Source organism: Aquisphaera insulae, assembly GCF_011064615.1.
GTDB classification, from domain to species: Bacteria; Planctomycetota; Planctomycetia; order Isosphaerales; family Isosphaeraceae; genus Aquisphaera; species Aquisphaera insulae.
Map to the genome: position 1 here is coordinate 81,691 of NZ_JAALJH010000004.1, position 21,561 is coordinate 103,251.

General features: G+C 68.2%; 20 protein-coding genes. 7 read left to right on the top strand and 13 right to left on the bottom strand.

Translation table 11 applies throughout. The features are described from left to right. Position 1: 1 nt before the first annotated feature. The 3 genes from G6O54_RS03760 to G6O54_RS03770 are packed head-to-tail and all read right to left on the bottom strand — an operon-like array spanning position 2 to position 4,052. Positions 2-1,435 carry an MATE family efflux transporter gene (locus G6O54_RS03760; protein ID WP_250846702.1) on the bottom strand — a complete coding sequence of 478 codons (1,434 nt, stop codon included), beginning with the start codon at positions 1,433-1,435 and terminating at the stop codon, positions 2-4. After that, positions 1,432-2,466, bottom strand: a complete 1,035-nt coding sequence (trpD, locus tag G6O54_RS03765; RefSeq protein ID WP_165220272.1) for an anthranilate phosphoribosyltransferase — start codon at positions 2,464-2,466, stop codon at positions 1,432-1,434. The genes G6O54_RS03760 and trpD overlap by 4 nt, the downstream gene beginning before the upstream one ends. Further along, entirely contained in the window at positions 2,466-4,052 is a 1,587-nt protein-coding gene (locus tag G6O54_RS03770) for a trypsin-like peptidase domain-containing protein (protein ID WP_250846703.1), read from the bottom strand. Before G6O54_RS03770 ends, trpD begins: the two co-directional genes overlap by 1 nt. A 318-nt stretch (positions 4,053-4,370) precedes the next feature. Here G6O54_RS03770 and G6O54_RS03775 point away from each other — a divergent pair, with 318 nt between their 5' ends. The 4 genes from G6O54_RS03775 to G6O54_RS03790 all read left to right on the top strand — a co-directional run bounded on the left by G6O54_RS03775 (position 4,371) and on the right by G6O54_RS03790 (position 9,855). Beyond that, positions 4,371-5,741: a radical SAM protein gene (locus tag G6O54_RS03775; protein ID WP_165220274.1), complete on the top strand. Its 1,371-nt coding sequence runs from the start codon at positions 4,371-4,373 to the stop codon at positions 5,739-5,741. A gap of 159 nt (positions 5,742-5,900) precedes the next feature. Next, on the top strand, positions 5,901-7,232 hold the full coding sequence (locus tag G6O54_RS03780; RefSeq protein WP_165220276.1) for a TFIIB-type zinc ribbon-containing protein: 1,332 nt from the start codon (positions 5,901-5,903) through the stop codon (positions 7,230-7,232). Beyond that, positions 7,229-8,827, top strand: coding sequence for a hypothetical protein (locus tag G6O54_RS03785; RefSeq protein WP_165220278.1), 1,599 nt, complete (start codon positions 7,229-7,231; stop codon positions 8,825-8,827). The genes G6O54_RS03780 and G6O54_RS03785 overlap by 4 nt, the downstream gene beginning before the upstream one ends. 584 nt (positions 8,828-9,411) lie before the next feature. Next, positions 9,412-9,855 carry a TraR/DksA family transcriptional regulator gene (locus G6O54_RS03790; protein WP_250846704.1) on the top strand — a complete coding sequence of 148 codons (444 nt, stop codon included), beginning with the start codon at positions 9,412-9,414 and terminating at the stop codon, positions 9,853-9,855. A gap of 216 nt (positions 9,856-10,071) precedes the next feature. On the opposite strand, the gene rbp is transcribed toward G6O54_RS03790, so the two are convergent. Both rbp and mobA read right to left on the bottom strand, forming a co-directional pair. Beyond that, positions 10,072-10,419: an RNA-binding regulator gene (gene rbp, locus G6O54_RS03795; RefSeq protein ID WP_165220283.1), complete on the bottom strand. Its 348-nt coding sequence runs from the start codon at positions 10,417-10,419 to the stop codon at positions 10,072-10,074. Between the two features lie 294 nt (positions 10,420-10,713). Next, positions 10,714-11,325, bottom strand: coding sequence for a molybdenum cofactor guanylyltransferase (gene mobA / locus G6O54_RS03800; RefSeq protein ID WP_165220285.1), 612 nt, complete (start codon positions 11,323-11,325; stop codon positions 10,714-10,716). A 119-nt stretch (positions 11,326-11,444) separates the two neighbouring features. Between mobA and G6O54_RS03805 the strand changes: the two genes are divergently transcribed. Beyond that, positions 11,445-13,754, top strand: coding sequence for a glycoside hydrolase family 127 protein (locus G6O54_RS03805; protein ID WP_165220287.1), 2,310 nt, complete (start codon positions 11,445-11,447; stop codon positions 13,752-13,754). Between the two features lie 9 nt (positions 13,755-13,763). Here the strand turns inward: G6O54_RS03805 and G6O54_RS03810 are convergent, their stop codons facing one another. From G6O54_RS03810 to G6O54_RS03825, 4 genes are all read right to left on the bottom strand, one after another. Beyond that, positions 13,764-14,264 carry a GNAT family N-acetyltransferase gene (locus G6O54_RS03810; RefSeq protein WP_165220289.1) on the bottom strand — a complete coding sequence of 167 codons (501 nt, stop codon included), beginning with the start codon at positions 14,262-14,264 and terminating at the stop codon, positions 13,764-13,766. Next, positions 14,261-15,190 carry a rhomboid family intramembrane serine protease gene (locus tag G6O54_RS03815; RefSeq protein ID WP_165220291.1) on the bottom strand — a complete coding sequence of 310 codons (930 nt, stop codon included), beginning with the start codon at positions 15,188-15,190 and terminating at the stop codon, positions 14,261-14,263. Before G6O54_RS03815 ends, G6O54_RS03810 begins: the two co-directional genes overlap by 4 nt. Before the next feature lie 183 nt (positions 15,191-15,373). After that, positions 15,374-15,754: an STAS domain-containing protein gene (locus tag G6O54_RS03820; protein ID WP_250846705.1), complete on the bottom strand. Its 381-nt coding sequence runs from the start codon at positions 15,752-15,754 to the stop codon at positions 15,374-15,376. A gap of 216 nt (positions 15,755-15,970) precedes the next feature. Continuing rightward, positions 15,971-16,195 (bottom strand): hypothetical protein, encoded by a 225-nt coding sequence (locus G6O54_RS03825; RefSeq protein WP_165220295.1) that lies wholly within the window; start codon positions 16,193-16,195, stop codon positions 15,971-15,973. A 403-nt stretch (positions 16,196-16,598) separates the two neighbouring features. On the opposite strand from G6O54_RS03825, the gene G6O54_RS03830 reads away from it, so the two are divergent. Together G6O54_RS03830 and G6O54_RS03835 are read left to right on the top strand one after the other, a co-directional pair. Further along, positions 16,599-17,447, top strand: coding sequence for a hypothetical protein (locus G6O54_RS03830; RefSeq protein WP_250846706.1), 849 nt, complete (start codon positions 16,599-16,601; stop codon positions 17,445-17,447). A gap of 81 nt (positions 17,448-17,528) precedes the next feature. Further along, on the top strand, positions 17,529-18,311 hold the full coding sequence (locus G6O54_RS03835; protein WP_165220297.1) for a DUF4058 family protein: 783 nt from the start codon (positions 17,529-17,531) through the stop codon (positions 18,309-18,311). A 210-nt stretch (positions 18,312-18,521) separates the two neighbouring features. Here G6O54_RS03835 and G6O54_RS03840 read toward each other — a convergent pair whose 3' ends face one another. The 4 genes from G6O54_RS03840 to ribH form a co-directional block, all read right to left on the bottom strand. Continuing rightward, on the bottom strand, positions 18,522-18,680 hold the full coding sequence (locus G6O54_RS03840; RefSeq protein ID WP_165220299.1) for a hypothetical protein: 159 nt from the start codon (positions 18,678-18,680) through the stop codon (positions 18,522-18,524). A 17-nt stretch (positions 18,681-18,697) separates the two neighbouring features. After that, complete coding sequence (locus tag G6O54_RS03845) at positions 18,698-20,323, bottom strand: fumarate hydratase (RefSeq protein WP_165220301.1); 1,626 nt, start codon at positions 20,321-20,323, stop codon at positions 18,698-18,700. A 72-nt stretch (positions 20,324-20,395) separates the two neighbouring features. Beyond that, positions 20,396-21,052, bottom strand: a complete 657-nt coding sequence (locus tag G6O54_RS03850) for a DOMON domain-containing protein (RefSeq protein WP_165220303.1) — start codon at positions 21,050-21,052, stop codon at positions 20,396-20,398. A gap of 23 nt (positions 21,053-21,075) precedes the next feature. Then, positions 21,076-21,540, bottom strand: a complete 465-nt coding sequence (gene ribH / locus G6O54_RS03855) for a 6,7-dimethyl-8-ribityllumazine synthase (RefSeq protein WP_165220305.1) — start codon at positions 21,538-21,540, stop codon at positions 21,076-21,078. Positions 21,541-21,561: the final 21 nt, after the last annotated feature.

The following is a 21,561-nucleotide window of genomic DNA, read 5'->3' on the forward strand; positions in this document are numbered from 1 at the left end:
ATCAGACGCGGGCCTTCAGCCATCCTCCGCCCAGGAACCGCGCGCCGACCAGCAGCGCCCGCAGGTGGAGGTCCACGAACATGGCGATCCATGCTCCTCGGAGCCCCAGCTCGTAGCCGCCCGCGGTCGACGGCATGATGAGGAGATAGGTCAGCGGGATGCGGATGACGAGGTAGCCGGAGACGGTGATCAGCCAGGGCCAGCGCGTGTCTCCCGATCCGTTGAGCGTGCCGTTGAGCACGTTGATCGTCGCCAGGGCGGGCATGGCCAGCGCGACGATCCGCAGGACCGAGGCGCCCTCCCGCAGCACCTCGGGCTGACGTCCCGCCAGGAAGACCTGGAGCATGACCTCGGACCGAGTGTAGAGCAGCACGCCCAGCAGCGACAGGAAGGCGGTCCCCGTCGTCCAGGCCGTCGCCGCCGACCGGGCCGCCAGGCCCGGACGTCCGGCCCCCAGATATTGCCCCGCCAGCGTGCTCGCCGCGACCGCGAAGGCGGAGATGGTCAGGAAGGCGATCGCCTCGCATCGGATGGCCACGCCGTGGGCCGCCGTGGCGATGGGCCCCAGCCGGTTGATCAGCCGGAGGAACCAGAGCTGGCAGCCGACGTTGGTCAGGCTGTCTCCGGCCGCCGGCAGGCTGATCCTCAGGAGCCGGGCCAGGGCCGACCGATCCGGATGCAGGTTCGCCTTCCCCAGGCCCAGCCCCGATCGTCCCCGGACCAGGATTGCCAGCATCAGCAGGCCGCCGATCCCCTCGCCGCAGGCCGTGCCGATCGCGATGCCGGCCAGGCCGAGCGCCGGCACCGGCCCCCAGCCGATGGCCAGGAGCCAGGTCAGGCCGACATTCACCACGTTCATCAGGACCATGATCTTCATGCCGGTCCGGGTGTCGCCGGCGCCCCGCAAGCAGGCATTTCCGACGGCCGTGCAGGCGAGCATGGGCGCCGCCGCTCCGACGATCCGGAGGAAGACGATGGCGGAGTGCGCGGAAGCCCCGCTCAGGTTCATGCCGAGGACGAGCACGGGTGCCAGGAGCTCGATGAAGAGGAGCGCGGCGAATCCCAGGCCGAATCCCAGGACGAAGGACTGGCCGCAGAAGCGTACCGCCTCGTCCCACCGCCGCGCCCCGACCGACCGGGCGACGAGCGCCGTCCCCCCGACCGAGGCGATGGTGAAGAGCGTTCCCATCGCCCAGAGCAGGTAGTTGGCGACGGTGACCCCCGCCAGGTCGTCGGCCTCGAGATAGCGCCCGGCGACGATCGTGTCGGAGAGGCCGATCAGGTACAGGAGCGATTGTTCCACGAAGACGGGACCGGCCAGCCAGAGGACCTGGCCGGCGATCGATCCGCCGGGGATCGAGATCGACGGCCCCGGATCCGGCTCCGGCCCGACCTCGGACGGCTCGCCGATCGACGGGACGACCTCCTCGCTCAACGTTCGCCCCCGGTCAGCTCGGCCCAGCGGCCCACGCGGCGTGCGACCGATCCGGAGTCGATCGCGGCGGCCGCCCGTGCCACGAGATCCACCAGGGAGCCTCCCTCGACCGCCCACAATGCCGCCGCGGCGTTGGCGAGGACCACGGCGCGGACCGGCCCCCCTTCGCCCGCGAAGAGGCGGCGGAGGCGGTCCGCGCTCTCGTCCGGCCCCTCGACGCGGAGCGCCGCGGCGGGCGTCCGGGGGAGGCCGAAGTCCTCCGGGCTCCACGAGACGCCACGCACCGCGCCGGCTTCCACGACCAGGACCCTCGTGGGACCGTCCAGGGTCACCTCATCGAGGCCGTCGGAGCCGTGGACGACCACGGCCCGGCGGATGTGCCCGGCCCTGGCCAGCGCCCCCGCCATGGTCGCGGCGTGCTCCTCGGAGGGGACACCCATGAGCTGGTGCGTCGGCGAGGCCGGATTGCAGAGCGGGCCCACCAGGTTGAAGATCGTCCGATGCGGCAGCCGCCTGCGGATCTCCGCGACCCCCCGCAGGCCGGGATGGAATCGCGGGGCGAAGAGGAAGACCAGGCCGATTTCCTCGAGACAGCGATGGAGTGCCGGGGTGTCCGGATCGATGGCGACGCCGAGCCGGCCCAGCACGTCGGAGCTCCCGGAGCTGCCGCTGGCGGCACGATTGCCATGCTTGACCACCCGGACCCCGCACGAGGCGACCACGGCCGCCGTCGCCGTCGAGATGTTGACCGTATGGGCGCCGTCCCCGCCGGTCCCGCAGGTATCCAGGCAGGGCCCGCCGGCCGAGCCCGGGTCGAACGGGATCATCCGCTCGCGGACGGCGAGCACCGCACCGTGAAGCTCCTCCGCGGTCTCCCCCTTGCGATGGAGCGCCGCCAGGAATCGTTCGACCTCCAGGTCCTGCAGGCCGCCATCCAGGATGGCGCGGATGGCGTCCCGGCACTGGTCGGCGGAGAGGGATTCGCCGCCCTCGAGCCCCTCGATCGCCCGCGTGAGGGTTGAGGAGACCATCAAGGCACCTGGATCGTGTAGCGCTCGAGCCCGTCGCGGGCCCTCCGATCGACGCTCAGGAAAAGCCGCTCATGGTCGCCCCGCGCCCCGATGGCTTTCACGGCCTCTTCCGCGGTCTTGACGTCACGATCGTTCACCTTGGAAAGGACGTCGTTAGGGTGGCAGATCGAGGACAGGGGGCTATCCGGCTGGATGCCGACGATGATCGCCCCGGCCATCGTCTCGGGGAGCTGGTAACGGAGGGCCATCTGGCGGTTGAGCGTGGCCAGCTCGAGCCCCAGGGCGGTCGTGGTGGTCGGGACCCCGACATCTGCCCCTGGTTCCGCGTTCCGGACGAGGTCCGTCGGCTCCGACCGTCGGGGCGGCGACGGCGAGGGAGACCCCGGGATCGTGCGGTCGCGCTCCCCGACGGTGATCTGGATCGACATCTCCTTGCGGTCGCGCCAGACGACGACATCGGCCGGGATGCCCACGGGGGTCATGGAGACCGCGTTGATCAGGTGGTTCAGGTCGTGGATCGGAACGCCGCCGAACTTGACCACGACGTCGCCGTCCCGCAGGCCCCCTCGGGCGGCGGGCGAGTCCGGATGGACCTTGCCCACCCAGGCGCCGACGGGCCGGTCGAGCCCTAGTCTGGTCGCAACCTCCTGGTTGAAATCCGGCTCGAGGTCGACCCCGAGCGCCCCCCGAACGACCCGGCCATGGTCGATCAGCTCGTTCATGATCCATCGGGCCAGGTTGATCGGGATGCTGAAGCCGACGCCCTCGTTCCCCCCGCCGTTGGAGGCGATCGAGTTATTGATGCCGACCACCTCCCCCTTCATGTTGACCAGCGGGCCGCCGGAATTCCCCGGATTGATCGCCGCGTCGGTCTGGAGGAAGTCCTGATTCTCCACGTCCTGGAGCTCATCCATGTGTCGGCTCCGGGCGCTGATGATCCCCTGGCTGACCGAGTGCATCAGGCCGAACGGGCTCCCCATGGCGAGGACCCAGGTCCCCACGACCGCCGTGTCGCTGTTCCCCATCCGGGCCGCCGGCAGGTCGTCTCGATCGAGCTTGAGGACGGCGATATCGGCCTTCGGATCGCTCCAGACGCGCTCCGGCGCGATCGTCCGGCCGTCGTGGAGGTAGATCTTGATCTTGGCGGACTTGCCCCCCTCGACGACATGGTGGTTGGTGAGGACGTAAAGGCCCGGGGTGCGGTCGCAATGGACGATGACGCCCGATCCGGTCTCCTCGATCTTGCGGGGGCGCTGACCCTCCTCGTGGCGCGTCGTCTTGGTGGCGACGATGTGGACCACGGCCGGCGAGACGGCGCGAGAGACCAGCTCGAACATCCGGTTGACGTGATCGAACTTCTCGTATTCCCGGGCGAGCTCGTCGTAGATGGACTCGTCCGTGCGGCGGCCGGAGGCCGGATTCGGCGCGGGACGTTCGGGGGCGGCCGGCCGAGCGGCCTTCGTTCCCGCTCCTTCCCCGCCGACCTGGGCGAGGATCGGACGCCCCTCCCTCCCCAGCGAGAATCCCAGCACCAACCCCGCGGTCAGGGCCATGGAGGCCAGGACGATCGACGATGAGCGCGACATCGGCTTGCGTCTCCAACGCCGAGAGGAGAGGTAAGGCAACGATCTCGGCCACGGTGGGTTGATTCGCCCGTCCCTGCCAGGGTCCATGACAATATACCGCCCCCCCCAAAGGGGTGTCAAAAAATGCCCCAAACGCCCGCGACCTCCGCCCAGACCGCCCAGACCAACCCGTTTCAGAGGGACTCTCACCTTTCGATGGACAAGGCTCGGAGCTAGATTGAGGGATGGGAATCAGGGCCGACCGCGACGACGTGCGGGGCCCGGCTCGCTCTCGACCCGGCCACGCGTCGCGCGCCCCCGTCGAGCCTTCCAATCGAAATGGTGCACCTGATGGCGACGACCAATCCTCCGGGCCTGGCATTCGAAGACGACCTGCAAGAACTCATCCGGAGGGTCAACGACCACCCCGAGGTGCGACTCCGGCTCCTCGGCGAAGTCTCCTCGGCACTGGACGTCGCATCGCCGGCCAGCGAGGAGAGGCGGCGATCGCTCGCGGAGAAGGTCGAGCGCTGGCGCTACCAGGTGATCAATCACCGCGGTGGACGCCTGAGCGAGGACCAGTCCGAGCTCACGAGGAGGCTCGACCTCCTCGAGCTCGAGCTCGACGGTTCCCGGCCCCGGCCCCCGCGTTCGCTCCAGGCCCAGCTTGCGACGATCCGGGAGCGAAAGATCGAGGACGCGGCCTTGGAGGCGTGCCTCGACCCGCGGCGACGGATCGAGGACGTGGAGCGCGAGGCCGCCGGCCTGACGGACGCAACGTTCGGCGAGCGAGGATCCACGGCCGGGAGGCGGATCCTGCTCTACGCGCCGCTCTACCTGTCGAATCACTGCATCAATCACTGCCTCTATTGCGGGTTCCGGTACTCGAACCCGATGGCGCGGGACCAGCTCGACCTCCCCAGGGTGCTGGACGAGCTCGAGATCCTCGGCCGACGGGATTTCCGCCACATCCTGCTGGTCGCCGGGGAGCATCCGGCGATGGTCTCGGGCGAATACCTCGCCGGCATGGTGAGGGCAGTCTCGGGCCGCCACTATCACGTCGGAGTCGAGATCGCACCCCAGTCCACGGCCGGTTACCGCAAGCTCGCCGAGGCCGGCGCGACGAGCGTGACGCTCTACCAGGAGACCTACGACCCCGAGCGTTACGCGGCCTACCATCCCCGAGGGACGAAGGCGTGGTATGACTGGCGTGTCGAGGGGCCGGAGCGCGCGGCGGACGCCGGGATCCGACGCCTCGGCCTGGGGATCTTGCTGGGCCTGGGCGATCACGTGGAGGAATTGCGAGCCCTGGTCGCCCACGGGCGTTACCTCCTCGATCGCTATCCCGGCCTCAAGCTTTCGCTCAGCCTGCCGAGGATCCACGAGGCCCCGCAAGGATTCCAGCCTCCGTTCCTCATCGACGACGACACGCTCGTCCGGTCGTACTGCGCCCTCCGCAAGGCGTTCCCGACGGCGAATCTCGTCCTCAGCACCCGCGAGTCGGCCAGCCTGCGCGATCGCCTGGCGCGCGTCTGCATCACCCAGATGAGCGCCGGCAGCTCCACGTCCCCGGGGGGCTACCAGGAAGCCGAGTGCGACGTCGAGAGCCGGCAGCAGTTTCCCGTCCACGACCAGCGAACGGTCGAGGAGGTCCACGCCCGTCTCATCTCCGACGGCTTCCGGCCCCTCTGGGAGCCGGAAGGGCTCTGATGACCGGCGGCCGCCCGGACCGCAGCCGTTGACCCGCCCGGGTCGTTCCCCCATAATTCATGCACCTGTCGATTCGGGCCGGACCGTCGTCGGCACTGCTCCCGGGGGCCGGAGGGATGGCCCCCCGGCTCCGTACAAATCGCGCGAGGAGGGGGAGGATTGGATCTGCTCGGCCGGGCGCGGAGTTTCCTGAAGGGGGTCGCGGCGCCGCCGGTCTCGCGGACACAGTACTACAGCGTCGTCTGCCCGCTCGGCCATCGCGTCCGCGGTCAGCGGACCGAGGGATACCAGGCGCTGAGGTGCCCGGCCTGCGGAGAAGGCGTCTTCGTGCTGCCGGCCAGCCCGCTCCCCGAGCCGAGCCCGCCGGCGAGATCGTCCGCGCGGCGGCCCGTCCGCGACCGCGTCGCCGCCGATGAGGGCCCCCTGAAGCTCGAGGAACCGGCCGAGGCCACGGTCGACTTCGAAGAACCGCGCGAGATCGGCCGGGAGGTGGATATCGTCTGGGACGATGAGCCCCCGGCACCTCCGCCGCCGGTCTCTCCGCGCCCCTACGACCCGGACCTCTCGCTCCCCGAGTCGACGAAACCCCGGCGCGAATCGAAGCCGGACGGCCCGAGGCCGGCGAATCCGGCGGAGAGGCCTGCCTCGACGAGGGCCGTGCCGGGTCCGAAGGCCGATCGCCCCCGCGGAGAGACTCCGCCCGAGCTTCGCCCCGCCGCCGGGCCCCTCGTCGCCCCGGAGTTGAGGCCGGACCGCCCCGCGCGAGGCCTCGATCGCCGGCCGATCCTGATCGTGGCCGCCGTCGCGTTCCTGATCGTGGCCGCGTTCGCCATCCGCGGCTGGCGCACCCGGCGGGGCGAGCTGCCGCAGATCGCACGCCAGGGGAAGGAAGAGGGGATTCCCGCCCTCAAGGCCGGCAAGTTCGAGAGGGCGAACCAGATCCTGGGCGCGGCCCGAGAGGCGGTCGAGTCGCTGGGCGGCCGTGTCGAGGACGCGGAGGAGATCGTCAGGGCGGCCGGCGAGGCGGCCATCCTCGCCGACCTCAGCACCGACTCGCTCGAGTCGATCCTCGACGAGGCCGGCCGGATGTCACCCCAGTCCTGGGCTTCGCGCTTCGATCAGGTCTACAAGGGCCGGGCCGTGGTGATCGACGCCGCCATCACGGCCACGCCCGATTCGGCCCCGCGAGGCCGCTTCGAGATCGATTACGTGGTCGTCCCGGTCGGCGAAGGGGCGGCCCAGGAGCGCTACGCGCGGTTCGACCTGAGCGACTTCGAGCTGCTCAAGGAGTCCGGCCATCGCGTCGGCGATCACATCCTCATCGGGGCCCGTCTGGACCGGTTCGCTTACGACAAGGATGCCGGCTGCTGGATGATCCGGTTCGAGCCGAAGAGCGGGGTCCGGATCACGTACAACGAGGCGCTCGAGGCCCTGGGATGGTCCGGGACGTTCGAGCTCGACGGGATCGAGAAGGAAGGAGATCGGCCATGATCCGGCTCCGCACCGCCGGCGCCTCGGCCCTCTTCCTGGCGATCCTCGCCTTGCCTCGGGTGCCGTCCCTCGGCCAGGAGGCGGCCGTCCCGATCGAGCCGGCCGATCTCGGCCGACGCGCCGATCTCGTCGGCAAGCTGATCTCGGTCGATGACCGGGTGAAGCATTACATCATGACCCCCTCAGGGCCCTTCGATGAGCTTCATCTGAAGAGGACGAACGTCGTCCTGCGACTGCGCGGGCCGCAACGACCGCGGTCCCAGCCTCGGCCGATGCCGGTCATCGCCGTCGGGAGGCTGGCGCGCGAGGGGGATCAGCTCGTCATGGACGTTTCGTCTCTGGCCGTCCAACTGTCGGACCTGGAACGGTTGGAGAAGGGGGTGTCCGCGTTACCTCCCGGCGACTTCGAGAATCGCAAGGCCTGGGCCGCCTGGGCGGAGAAGCGGGGTGCGGAATTCAAGGATGCCGCCCTTTCCGAGAAGGCCCGCGGGGTGCTGACCGAGGCCCTTCGGCTCGAGGCCGACGGTCGCCGGGGGACCGTGGATGCACCCCGGGAATGGCTCGCGATGGCCGAGGAGGCGAGACGCCGCGGGGTCAAGGAGCCGGAACCGTCGGCCCTGGCCCATCGTGCGTTTCGCGCCCAGCTCGCGGAGGCGAACGGGCTGAAGTCGCTGGAAGCACTCCAGAAATCGGTCGAGCGTTTCTTCCCGAATGCCGCCAGCGACGTGGATTCCGGCCGGCTGAACCTGGCCAGGTGGGACGAGCCGTATCGCAACGATCCCGCCGGTGCCTACCGAATGGCGGCCGCCGACCAGCGAAAAGGGCTGGATCGACGGCTCTGGGGGGACGTGGAGCAGAAGATCCTCGAGGCCAAGGCCGCCGCCGACCCGATCTCCGCGATCGAGCTGGCGACGGAGGCTGAACGACGGCTCCCGGAACGCAAGGATCCGCTCGCGAATCGCCTGCTGGCCCAGGGCCTCGGCGTAGCCCGGCAGAACCTGGGTACGCTTCGCAAGGATGAGGCCCGATCGATGGCGGCGATCTACCGCGACCGGCTCAACGACCCGCGGGCCGCCCAGGAACTCCTCCGCGCCTGGCTGAGGATCCGGCGTGACCGCCTGAGCGAGACGGATGCCGATGGTCCCGTTGAGCTTGCGTCTCTCTACGAGGAGATGCTCCAGGATCGCACGGCGGCGAAGGAACTCCTCGATCGGGCCTGGAAGATCGCCCCGGGAACGAACGCGATCGCGGAGGCATTTCGGACCCGGGGTTATCGGCTCGACAAGGATCAATGGGTCGAGCTCTCGGCCACCGCTCCCACCGAAAACCCATCCCCCAACCCGGCTCCCGCGGCGGGCCTTGGCGGCGGCCTGCGAGGCAAGTCGACGGACGAGGTCCTCCGCCAGATCGGCTCGAAACCCGATAGCAAGGTCCTCTGCGGCACCAGGGGCCAGGTGGTCGAGCAGTGGATCTTCCACCTCCCCGGCCAGAACAAGGATCGCTACGTGAACTTCCTGCGATCCGCCGGTGACCTCCGGCCGCATGTCATCTCCGACTACACACTCCCTCGCCCGGCCGTCGGAATGCGGAAATAGGCGTGCCCGATCGAGGCAAGAGTGGATTTCAGCGGAATCCGCCGGGCCGCGGATTTTTTCGTTGATTTTTCCGGTTCGCACACCACAATACGGTGGAAATCCCTCCCCCCTTGCCCTCCTGATTCGCCGTCAGGCTGTGCTTCCTGCATACTCCCCAGAGGAGGCCGGTCGCTCAGTCGGACAACGAAAGGACTCGGAGATATCCCAACCGAGGTGTCGTCAAGATGCGGCGGGAATCCGAGGGATTTCGTCAAACCTTTGTCGCGATTGATCGTAAAGGAATGTGAGCCAGACAGTATAGGTCTCTGCCTCTTGCCGACGGCGCATAATATGCCTGGACCGAATGCAGGGGCTGCGGTCCGACGACAGAGGCCGAGAAAATGGACTGCGGCTCACGAGCGAACAGAGCGTGAGCTATCATCGTAGTGAATCTGAAACCGCTGAATGAATCATCCGGTTAGGCGGGCGTGATCTCGGTCCTGACGTGGCCGATCGGCTCCCGATAACCTGTGATGCTATAGAAACTCACCAGGAGGTGTCCAGTGGCCCGCAAAGACGCTTTACTCCGCCTCACGACCCGTCTGATGGCTCGCCGTGATGCGCTCCGCAAGGCCATCAATGGCGACCTGGATAGTTTCCATAAGTTCTCCCAGGTCAGCGGTGTCGGTGATAATGTCGACGCGGCGGTCGACTCCGCGAACGATGAGATCAGCTCTCAGCTCGTCGAGATCGAAAGCCGGGAGCTCGGACACATCGAGCATGCCCTCCGGCGGATCGCGGCCGGCGTCTATGGCCGGTGCGAATTCTGCGGGGGCAAGATCTCCGAGGCTCGGATCAACGCCCTCCCCTATACGAATAGCTGCATCGACTGCCAGCGCGAGAACGAGCGACTGGGGCAGCACCGCGGCATGGACGGCGAGCCGCAGCGCTGGGCGAAGGTCTTCGAGAAGCCGCTCGACGACAGCGAGGGCGATGCCCAGATCAACCTCAGCGACTTCGAAATGGACTTCAGCGAAACCGGTCGCTGAGCGAGCCTCGTCAACCCACCCCGGACGATGACTTCAAGCTGCCGCCCATCGGAACGGGCGGCAGCTTTTTGCGCTTTCGGTCATGGCCCGCGGGCTCGACATCATGACCGAGAACCCATCCACTGTATCCTGGCGGCAGCGGATGGGTCGGCATGTGAAGCGGTCGGCTGGCGGGGCGAGACCCCTGTGGACCGTCGGTCAGGGCAGGGCTCGATGTCAATAACGGCCGCGGCCACCGCCGCCGCCACCATAGCCACCGCCGCCGCCGCCGCCACCATAACCACCACCGCCGCCGCCGCGACCGCCGGGACGCTCCTCGCGGGGGCGAGCCTCGTTGACCGTCAGGCGACGGCCCCCGTGATCCTGATCGTGGAGGGCACGAATGGCCTCCTGCGCCTCGGCGTCGGTGTCCATCTCGACGAACCCGAAGCCCTTGCTGCGGCCCGTGTCACGGTCAGTGATGACCTGGGCGCTCTGGACCGTGCCGAACTGGGAGAAGAGCTGCTCAAGCTCCGAGCTCGTGACCTTGTAGGTCAGGTTCCCCACATAGAGTTTCTTGCCCACCTGCGATCTCCTGAGCGAAACGGAATCACGACGGCCCTCGCTTGAATCTCCGGGCCGAGTGGAGACGGGTTGCATCACAACCCGAAGAGCGGAAGGGCGACAGTGGAGACGAGAGGAGATTCCGGCAAGGATCTGCGTCCCGGGCTCATTGCGTTCCCAACCAATCAGGAACTATATCATAATCCCCGGGCCGGCCTAGATGGCTCTTTTCGATTTTGGTAAATTGTGGAATTCTCTTCCGGCACGTCCTCAAGACCCTCGATCACACCCGGGCTCCTCGGATCCCCTCGGCGTTCACGCCGGGCCGATCGCCGCCTCCCGGAGGGCCGTCTCATATTCCTCCGGCGTGTTGAGGTTGCGCAGCGACCGGAGCTCGGGATCGATCGAGAGGAACTCGGCGGCGGGGACGGTCCGCGTCCGCAGCCGGTCCTTCAGCGCCGCGAGCCGGAACCGGCCGTTCGCCAGCGAGTCCTCGATCACCGGGATGGCCGCGCGGACCCGGTAGAGTGCGGCCAGCGGATGCACCCTCCCTTCGGACTCGGGGATGGCCAGGTCGAGATCGCCGATCAGCTCCTCCAGCCGGAGGATCCAGCCGGGTCGAAGGAAGGGGGCGTCGGTCGAGACGGCAAAGGCAAGCTCCGCGGAGTGCGGCAGGGCCGTCAGGCCCGTGAGCAGCCCTCGCAGGGGGCCTTCCCCGGGGACCGCGTCGCGGACCACCGTGGGCCCCGGGGCGAGCGGGGGGAGCACCTGGTCGGGGGCGGCAACGACGACGATCGGGGACGCGACCTCGCCGACGATCCGAACCACCCGTTGGAGCAAGCACTCGGGGCCCAGGGGGAGCCATGCCTTGGGCCGCCCCATCCGACGGCTCTCTCCACCGCAGAGGATCACGCCCGCCACGCCCATCGCGGCCCCTCCCGTCCCCCGGACCCGAGGGCTATCATCCTGCCCGGTCCTTGATCGGACCACAAGGACGGGGGCATAATCCGGTTCGCTCCCCGGTTTCCCCACCAAGGACATCCCCCATGCTCAGTCTCCTCTCCGCGGCCTGCCTGGCGCTCCTCACGCCCGGGGATCCGGCCGCTCAGACGCCCGTCCCCTTCGTCGTACCCCCCGGCCTTGGGGACAGGCTGGAGATCCTCTCACCCTCGCAGGTCACGGTCGAGGGCTGGCTCGGGGCCCGAATCGCCGCCAACGAGACCCAACGGCTGAGGAACGTGGACACCGAACCCCTGCTCGCCGGCTACCGCAAGAGGCCGGGCGGCCATCCCTGGATCGGCGAGCACATCGGCAAGTGGCTGCACGCCGCGACGCTCGCCTGGGTCAACACGGGCGACCCGTACTTGAAGGCGAAGCTGGACCGGGCGGCCGCGGACCTCATCGCCTGCCAGGAGCCCGACGGATACCTCGGGACCTACGTCCCGGAGAAGCGGTTCGGCCTCTACGAGGGCGCGGACTGGGACGTCTGGTCGCACAAGTATAACCTGATCGGGCTCCTGACCTACCATCAGTACACCGGCAACGCCGCCGCCCTCGACTGCTGCCGCCGGATGGCGGACCTGCTGCTGGCCACCTTCCCGGCGAGGCGGAGCATCAGGGACGCCGGCACGCACATGGGCATGGCCGCCACCAGCGTGCTGGAGCCGATCGTGCTCCTCTACCGATTCACGGGCGAGACGCGCTACCTGGAGTTCGCGAGATACATCGTCAAGTCCTGGGACGAGCCCGGCGGCGCGGGCATCCTGGCCGCGATCCGCGCCGGCAAGGGATTGAACGCGACCGCCAACGGCAAGGCTTACGAGATGCTCTCGAACCTGGTAGGGCTCTGCGAGCTCGCCAGGGCGACCGGGGATCGGGACATGGTCGATCGCGACCTGGTCCGTGCCTGGCAGGACGTCGTCGCCCATCGACTCTACGTGACCGGCAGCACCAGCTCCCACGAGCACTTCCAGCGTGACCTGGTCCTGCCCACTCAGCCCTCGGCCAACGTGGGCGAGACCTGCGTGACGACGACATGGATCCAGCTCAACCTCCAGTTGCTCCGCCTCACGGGCGACGTCCGGTTCGCCAACGAGCTCGACCGGTCGGTCTACAACCATCTGGCCGCCGCCCAGAATCCCGAAGGAAACGACTGGTGCTACTACACGCCCCTGGAGGGCAAGAAGCCGTATGACGCCGGCATCAACTGCTGCCACTCGAGCGGGCCGCGGGGGATGGCCCTGGCCGTCCAGTCGGCCTATTTCCGGGCCGCGGGCGAGGGCGGCGACGTGCTGGTCTTGAACACACTGGAGAGCTCACGGGTCGCGGCGAAGCTCGGCGGCGTCGAGGTCGGGGTGATCCAGTCCGGCGGGTTCCCCGAGGACGGTGTGTCCGTGCTGACCATTCGCGCGGCCTCGCCGGCCCGCTTCGGCATCCGAGTTCGCGTGCCGTATTGGACCGAGCGACTCACCGTCGCGGCGGGAGGACAGACCATCGAGGCCCTCCCTTCCGGGGGCTGGGCTTCCGTGCCGGTCAAGGACTGGAAGGACGGGGACCGGATCCTGCTGGGCTACTCGTTCTCCGCGAAGATCGGAGACCAGGGCGGACCGAACAACCACGGGCGGGCCTTCCTCTCCTACGGGCCCTTCGTGCTGGCCCATGATGAGGCGCTCAATCCCGGCCTCGCGGCCTCCCCAGCGATCGGCCTGATTGAGCCGGTCGCGAGGCTGACCCGCGCCCGAGGGTTCAACCTGGCCTTCCTGGGGCAGGTTGCCGACCGTCACGGCAAGGCGCACCAGGCGGTGTTCGTCCCGTTCGCCGACGCGGGCTCGACCGGCGGCCGGTTCCGGGTCTGGTTCCGGAGCCCAGGAGAGCCGGCAAGGCCGACGGCCTCCCTGCTGGGGGACGGCGAAGAGGGCCGGTCGCGGCCGGGGAACCAGGAAGGCTCCATCGTGGACGGCGATCCGGCGACGTTCGTCGTGACTTATGATTCCCGTCCGGCCGACGACGATTGGTACTCCGTGACCCTGGCAGAGCCCTCGCGGATCACCCGGGTCGTCTTCACGCACGGGCATAGCTTCCACGATGGGGGCTGGTTCGACGCCAGCAAGGGCCGGCCCAGAGTCCAGGTCAGGCGCACCAGGGACGGGGCCTGGGAGACGGTCGGCGAGCTGGCCGGCTATCCGGCCACGACGGCGACCGACGACGGCGACCTGAAGGACGGCCGGTCGTTCGAGCTGAAGCTGGCGACGCCGCTGTCCGTCGCCGCGGTCAGGGTCGTCGGCTCGCCCGCGAAGGGGGACAAGCCCAGCCAGGCGTTCTCCTCGTGCGGCGAGCTCGAGGCCTTCGGAGACTGAAGGGAAGGATCACCGCGAGGGGCGGGGACCGTGGATCCAGAGCTCCTCCAGCACGCTGTATCCGCCCGGCTTCATCCCGAGCGCCTCGTAGGTGCGCTGCGCCCGATGGTTGGCGTTCTCGACGTAGAGTCGAACGCCGATGACGTCCGGGGTGGCGAGGGCCTCGGCGCGGAGATGGCCGAACAGGGCCCTGAAGACGCCGCGGCCGCGGTGCTCGGCATCCACATAGACGCTCTGGAGCCACCAGATCCAGCCATTTCGCCAGTCGCTCCACTCGCGGGTGATCGCGGTCTGGCCGACGACGCGGGGACCGGTCGGCTCCGAGACCTCCGCGACCCAGTAACGAAGCCGGTCGGGGTCGGAGAGGGCCATGGCGACCCCTCGATCGAGGCTTTCGAGGTCGAGCTGCTTCTGTTCGGTCTCGAGCGCGAGGAGCCGATTGTACTCGACGATCACCGGCCGATCGGCGAGCAGGGCGTCCCGGACGGTGACTCCGTGGAGGGCGCTCACAGGCGATCGCTCCGCTTGCTGCGGGCTCGGCGGCTCGCCTCCTGGAGGATCCGATTCTCGTCCTCGGTCAGCGCGGAGCGGCCTTCCCGGGCGATCTTGGCGAGGACCTCATCGAGCCGGGCGTCGAGCTGCTCTTCCGGTATCACGGTCACCGGAGAAGGCCTGGAGCCGAGTCCCTCGCCGCCCGAACGGCTCGTGCCCGAGGGCCTGGAGCGGGGGTTCTCGACCGGGACGGGCTTCACGATCCGGAGCCTGGGCCTGCGGAACCGGCCGCCCACCAGCCTTGACCAGCGGAGGTCGAACTGCTTGTAAACGAAGGCGAAGGCGGCGCCGATGAGGTGGGCCTCATAGGCAACGTTGCGCTCCGGTCGCACCAGCGGGAGCAGGAGGAAGATGGCGAGTGCCACCCACATCGGCATCCGCAGGAAGAAGAAGAGGAGGATCTCGCGTCGCGGGAAATAGAGGGTGAAGAGGGTGACCACCGCCATGACCGCCCCGGAGGCCCCGAGGAGGTGATAGAACTGGCCGCCCTTCGGGCCGAATTCGTGGAGCAGGGCCCAGCCGAGGGTGCTCACGCCCGCCGAGGCCAGATAGAAGGCCAGGAAGTCGCGGCCGCCGTAGAGCGATTCCATCTCGCGCCCGACGAACCAGAGGAAGAGCATGTTGAAGACGAGATGCCAGATATCCCGGGTGTCATGCAGGAAGGTCGCGGTCCAGAGCTGCCAGATCCGCCCCTGATGGAAGATGCCCCAGGGAGAGGCCTCGAGCCAGTCCGTGAACAACGGCGAGTCCCCGCCCAGGGAATTCATCAGCAGGAAGGCGGCGACGTTGATGATGATCAGGGTGTTGCACCAGGGCGATACGCCGCCGAACCAGCCCGGACCTCCTCCTTCACCACGATAGTACTCGCGGTCATAGATACCCATGTCGGCTGCGCTCCGGCGGGCGAAAAGGCGACGGCGACTTGCGATCCCGAGAGGATTCGCCGGCCCTCCATCATCATCATCATGGGTCTGGGGACGAAGCCTGTCAACGGCTCGCGCAGCCACCCTCCCGGCGGGGAACGGGTCGGGCGAGCGAGGGGACGGCCTCGCGGGGACGAGGTGGACTCAATCGAGCTCGAAGGCCTCGATCGCTTCCTGGCGAGTCGCATAAATAGGCCAGACGATATCCAGCGAGGTGATGCGGAGCAACTCGCGAGTCCTCGGGGTCACGCCCGAAAGCGCCATCGATCCGCCCCGAGAGAGGGCGAGCTTCCAGCAGCGGATGAGGAGGGCGAGGAACATCGAGCCGAAGAAATCCACGCGGCTGAGATCGAAGATGATGAGCGGGATCTCCACCCGCTCCAGGGGGCGCAGGATCAGCTCCGCCGCCTGCTCCTCGAGGCCGAACTTGAGCCGTTCGAGGGCCGGTGTCGCCACGATCACGGTGATCTCGCCGTGCCGCTCGATGGTGAACGCGTCTTCGGTATTCGGCTTCCTGGTGCTCATCATGCAAGCTCGGGAGGAGGCGCAACGCCCGCTGAAAGGGTGCGGGTGAAGGTGGCCTGAGGTCCCTAGAGTAGGGACCCGAAGCCCCCCAGGCAAGGTAAATGCTCCCGAGAACCGAGAGATCGCGCCGTCGAGGCGGGTGAATCCGACCGGACGCAACGTTCCCGCCCCCCCGGACCGGGTCCGGGGGGCGGGGTGCCGGGCGTCCCGGGCCGCTCAGGCGGAGGGGCGGCAGTTGGAGAAGGCGCGGATGACCTCGTACAGGTCGCTGCTGACCATCAGCTCGTCATCTTCGAAGTCGCGCAGCCAGAGGAAGTTGTCTCGGTAGGCCTGGGCCAGGAGGGGATAGAGATCCGCCAGGCGAACGGAAATCGACGGGGCGTGGATATCCTCCGCTCGCTCTTCGTTGTAGGGGAAAAGGCGCAATCGCGCGGTTGCCATAGAGATCCTCCTCCGTGCGGTCCTGTTCCGTTCCGAAAACTCAAGCCGGGCGCTCCGGATCAACGTCCGCGACGTCCGGTCATCGAGCGTGCCGGGATTGACGAGAGTTGCAGATTTCTGCGGCCCCGTGCCTCTTGCCCGGCCATTCCATCATCGGCCCGGCGAGCCGGTTTTCATGAACCTATTATGGACACGATCGCCAATATGCTCGCTCGCATGCGGCATCGCCGGAATAACCCCCATCCATTCCCCACTCCCGCCATCGTGCCGCAACCTCGATTTGGAGGAGGAAGGTCGGGAGGACATGGCCGGGCGTTTCTGCTAGAGTCCCCGGCCTCGACGAAATCCGGGCCATTCGCAGGAGCGACCGGCCCGGCCCTGCGCTCATGGAGGAGCTACGAGCATGGCGGACAATCACCGGCGATCGGCGGGTCGCGTCCCCGGGGTCTCCCTGCTGATCCTCGGCGGACTCCCGTTCCTTTGCGGCGCCTCCCACCGGACCGCCAATTTCGTGGTGGAGGCCCCGACCCCCGCGGTCGCCAGGAAGGTCGCCGAGCACGCCGAGAGCTGTCGACTCGCGTTCGCGCGGGACTGGCTGGGTCATGAGCTCCCGGACTGGTCCAGGCCGTGTCCGATCAAGGTGAAGCTGACCGGCGGCGAGGCCGGCGGCCTGACCTCCTTCGGCTTCAACGGCGGCAAGGTGACCGACCAGAGCATGAGCGTCGAGGGCCGGTTGGACCGGATCCTGGCCTCGTCGCTCCCTCACGAGGTCACCCACACGATCTTCGCCGCCTACTTCGGCGCCCCGATGCCTCGGTGGGCCGACGAGGGGGCCTCGCTCCTTTCCGAGGATGACCGGGAGCGGAAGCGGCACGACCAGATCGCCGCGGACCTCCTGGCCCGCCGCGGAGAAATCGCGCTGGCCCGCCTCTTCGTCATCGACGAGTACCCGAAGGACCTGATGTCGTTCTACGGCCAGGGCTATTCCATCTCCCGATTCCTCGTCGAGATGGGGGGCCGGCCGCGGTTCCTCCGCTTCGTCCGCGACGGCCTGAAAGGGGGCTGGGACGCAGCGACCCACGACCATTACGGCCTCGCCAACGTCCGCGAGCTCGATCGCGCCTGGCGGTCATGGCACCAGGTCACGCTGACGGCCTCCGCGTCCCCGGCCGCCGAGCCGGCCGAGGACGACGACGCCCCCAGCCTGGCCCTCCGCGAGGAGGATGGCCGCAGGACGATGATCAGGCGCTAATGCGGAGCGTCTGTCGGATCCATGGCCCGGGAGATACAATGGAGCGTAGCTGAAGCGATTTCCTCCCGAGGAGATCCCCCGATGCCCAGTCCCTTCCCCGGCATGGATCCGTACATCGAGGCCCTCGGGCTATGGGAGGGATTTCATGCCCCGATGATCACGTATTGCTCCCAACTTCTTAATCAGCATCTCCCCGGCAATTACCTGGCTCAGATCGAAACCCGCGTCGTGATGATCAGTCCGGAAGACTCGCCAGGCCAGCGCGTTCCCGACCTCCTGGTCGCCAGGCGACGCGACCAGCCGCATCCGGCCGTCTTCACGGACCCCGAGGGCGGGGGCATCGCCACGCTCGAGCCGGTCACCATTCCCCTGGCCCGTGACTCCGTCGAGATCCGCCGCCGCTGGATCGAGATCAAGGTCCTGCCCGATCTCGACCTGGTCACCGTCGTCGAGATCCTCTCCCCCACCAATAAGGCCGGCATCGGTTACAGGGAGTATGTCGAGAAACGGAACGCCCTCCTCGACCGACCCATCAACCTCGTCGAGCTCGACCTCCTCCTCGACGGGGATCCGCCTCCCATGGGAAGGGCCCTCGAAGCCGGACGCTATCACGCAATCGTCGCCCGCGCCGAAGACCGACCCAACGCCCAGGTCTACTCCTGGGGCCTTCGGCAGCCTCTCCCCTCGATCCCCATCCCGCTCCGGGCCCCCGAGGCCGACGTCAAGCTTGACCTCGCCGAGGCCTTCGAGCTCACCTATCGTCTGGGTCGCTTCGATATGATCGTCCGCCACGAGCTCCCGCTGCCCGAGCGGCTCCCCATCAATGTCGCCGATCGCGACTGGGCCGAAGCCATCGACCGGTGAAGCTTTGCTGACCCGACCGAAGAGCCACTGGCCCCTGAGTGTCCATCGAAGACCATTCGGACCGTATAGGCGGATCGAAACGTGATGCTCCGTACCTATCGTCTGTTTCGGTGATCGGGCCCTGACGAAGACGCGAACGCGAGGGCCGCGGAGATGGCCCGAGAGACGCGATGGGACATTCCCCGATGCGAGCCTGCGTACCCCTCGTATTCAGGACCATCGAGCAGCTCGACGCGGATCGTCAAGCACGCCGCTGGCGGCGAGCTGCTCGTCGCGATCGACGGTCATCCTGTGCAGGTCGCCGAAGGAGATCCCGGCGGGCACGGTCACAGTACCGATTGCGGTCGCGGTTTCGATCGCGCTCGCCATGGATCTCTCCCTTCGACCTAGGACAGGACGGGAAGCTGCTGGAAGAAGTCATTCCCCTTGTCGTCGACCAGGATGAACGCCGGGAAGTCGACGACCTCGATCCTGTAGACGGCCTCCATGCCGAGCTCCGGATACTCGAGGAGCTCGACCTTCTTGATGTTCTCCTTCGCCAGGATCGCGGCGGGGCCCCCGATCGAGCCGAGGTAGAAGCCGCCGTGTTTCTTGCAGGCGTCGGTCACGGCCTGGGACCGGTTCCCCTTGGCGATCATCACCATGGAGCCCCCGTTGGCCTGGAAGAGGTCCACGTAGCTGTCCATCCGGCCGGCCGTGGTCGGGCCGAACGAGCCGGAGGGCGCGCCCGCGGGGGTCTTGGCCGGGCCGGCGTAGTAGACGGGATGATCCTTCAGGTACTGGGGCATCCCCTCGCCCCTGTCCAGCCGCTCCTTGATCCTGGCGTGGGCGATGTCGCGGGCGACGATGATCGTGCCGCTCAGCTTCAACGGGGTCGAGATCGGGTATCGCGTCAGCTCGCCGAGGATCTCGCCCATCGACCGGTTGAGGTCCACCTTCACGCCGTGCTCGGCACCGAGCCCCGAGCGATACTGGGGCGGGATGAAACGGGCCGGATCCCGCTCCAGCTCCTCGAGCCAGATGCCATCCTTGTTGATCTTGGCCCTGATGTTCCGGTCGGCCGAGCAGGAGACGCCGAGCCCGACGGGGCAGCTCGCGCCGTGGCGGGGGAGGCGGATCACGCGGGCATCCAGGGCGAAGTACTTGCCGCCGAACTGGGCGCCGATCCCGCTCTTGCGGGCGATCTCCATCACCTTCGCTTCCATCTCCGGGTCCCGGAAGGCCCGGCCCAGCTTGTTGCCGGTGGTCGGCAGCCCGTCAAGGTAGTGGGCGCTCGCGAGCTTCACGGTCTTCATCGTCGCCTCGGCCGAGGTGCCGCCGATGACGACCGCCAGGTGGTACGGGGGACAGGCGGCGGTTCCCAGGGAACGGAGCTTCTCCCTGAGGAACTTCTCCAGGCTCGCCGGGTTCAGCAGCGCCTTGGTCTCCTGGTAGAGGTACGACTTGTTCGCCGAGCCGCCCCCCTTGGCGACGAAGAGGAATGAGTAGCTATCCCCGGCCGTGGCCAGGATGTCGATCTGCGCGGGCAGGTTCGTGCCGGAGTTGATCTCCTCGTACATCGAGACGGGGATCGTCTGCGAGTAGCGGAGGTTCTCCTTCTGATAGGTCTCGTAGATCCCCTTCGAGAGGTATTCCTCGTCCCTGACGCCCGTCCAGACCTTCTGGCCCTTCTTGCCGATCACGGTGGCGGTGCCGGTGTCCTGGCACATCGGGAGCTGGAAGCCGGAGGCGACGGCCGCGTTCCGCAGCAGCGCGATGGCCACGCCCTTGTCGTTCGGCGAGGCTTCGGGGTCGTCGAGGATCGCGGCCACCTCCTGCAGGTGGGATGGCCGATACAGGAACGACACGTCGCGGAGCGCCTCGCGGGCGAGGAGGGTGAGGGCTTCCGGCTTGATCCGAAGGATCTCCTCCCCGTCGAAGTTGGCCGTCGAGACGAGATCCGAGCCGAGGTGGCGATAGCGGGTCGAGTCGGGCTCCAGGGGGAAGGGATCCTGATAGGCGAATTCGGGCATGACAAGGCTCCTCTCGAATGGTCCGCGGGCGGCGTCGCGCCGGACTCGGACTGGCGTGAAGAGCCCATTGTATCACGGCTTCAGCTCGAGCGCGGCCCAGAGGCCGGGGTTCTCGCCGATCGGGAAATCGCGCCCGACGCCCAGGAACTGGTCCTCGCGTTCGTGGTCGGAGACCTGGTAGGCCAGGCCGAGGCGACGGTTGTTTTCCGGGTCGAATCCGTTGAGCACCTTCGACGGGAGGAAGACCTCGAACGTCCAGCCTCCCTTGGTCACCGCGGCTCGAGACGAGAGGTCCTCCGGGTTGCAAATCGGCGCATCGGCCACGGCTCGGGAGATGGCCCGCTGACCGATATCGACGACCAGGGTCTTGCGGTCGGGCCGGAGGACCAGCCGGGCGGAGAACCGGTGGCAGAACCGCGTCGCGCGGCTCACGTTGCGGGTATCGCGGGTGTCGACCCAGAGGTGGATGTCCGCGAAGCCCTCAGGACGGTCGGAAACCTTCGCCCGGCCGTCGGCGATGACCGCGATCCCGAGCCCCTGCGAGTTCCAGCCCACGCGGACCGAGGCCCACGAGGTCCGGCCGTCGAGGGCCGCGAAATCGGGCAGGCCGCAGGCGGCCGACAGGTCGAGGAGGGGGCCGTCCTTGCCGGGCCTGGGCATCGCCTCGACGCGAGGTGCGGAGGCCGAGAGTCGGAACCAGAAAGGTTGGGGCAGCAGGGCCTTGGTCATCGTGCGGGCCTCGTCTCAACACATCAGGGGAGCTTCCTCAGCAGGTTGACCATCTCGATCGCCGCGAGCGCGGCGTCGGCTCCCTTGTTGCCGGACTTGAGGCCGGCGCGGTCGAGGGCCTGGTCCACGGTCTCCGTCGTGAGGACGCCGAAGATCACGGGGACGCTCGTGGCGAGCCCCGCCTGCATGATGCCGGCGGCGGCCTGGCCGGCGACATGGTCGTAATGGCCGGTCTCGCCCCGGATCACGCAGCCGAGGCAGATGACCGCCGCATAGTCTCCCCCGGCGGCGAGCCGGCGGGCCACCAGGGGGATCTCGAACGAGCCGGGTACCCACACCAGGTCGAGCCGCTCGTCGGGGACCCCGTGGCGCACGAACGCGTCACGGCACCCGGCCCAGAGGGCCTCGGTCACGAGCCGGTTGAATCGGGCCGCGACGATCGCGAACCGGCCCGGCGGGGGTGAGAAGTCGCCTTCCAGGATCGCCATCGATCATCGGCCGCGGTCGGC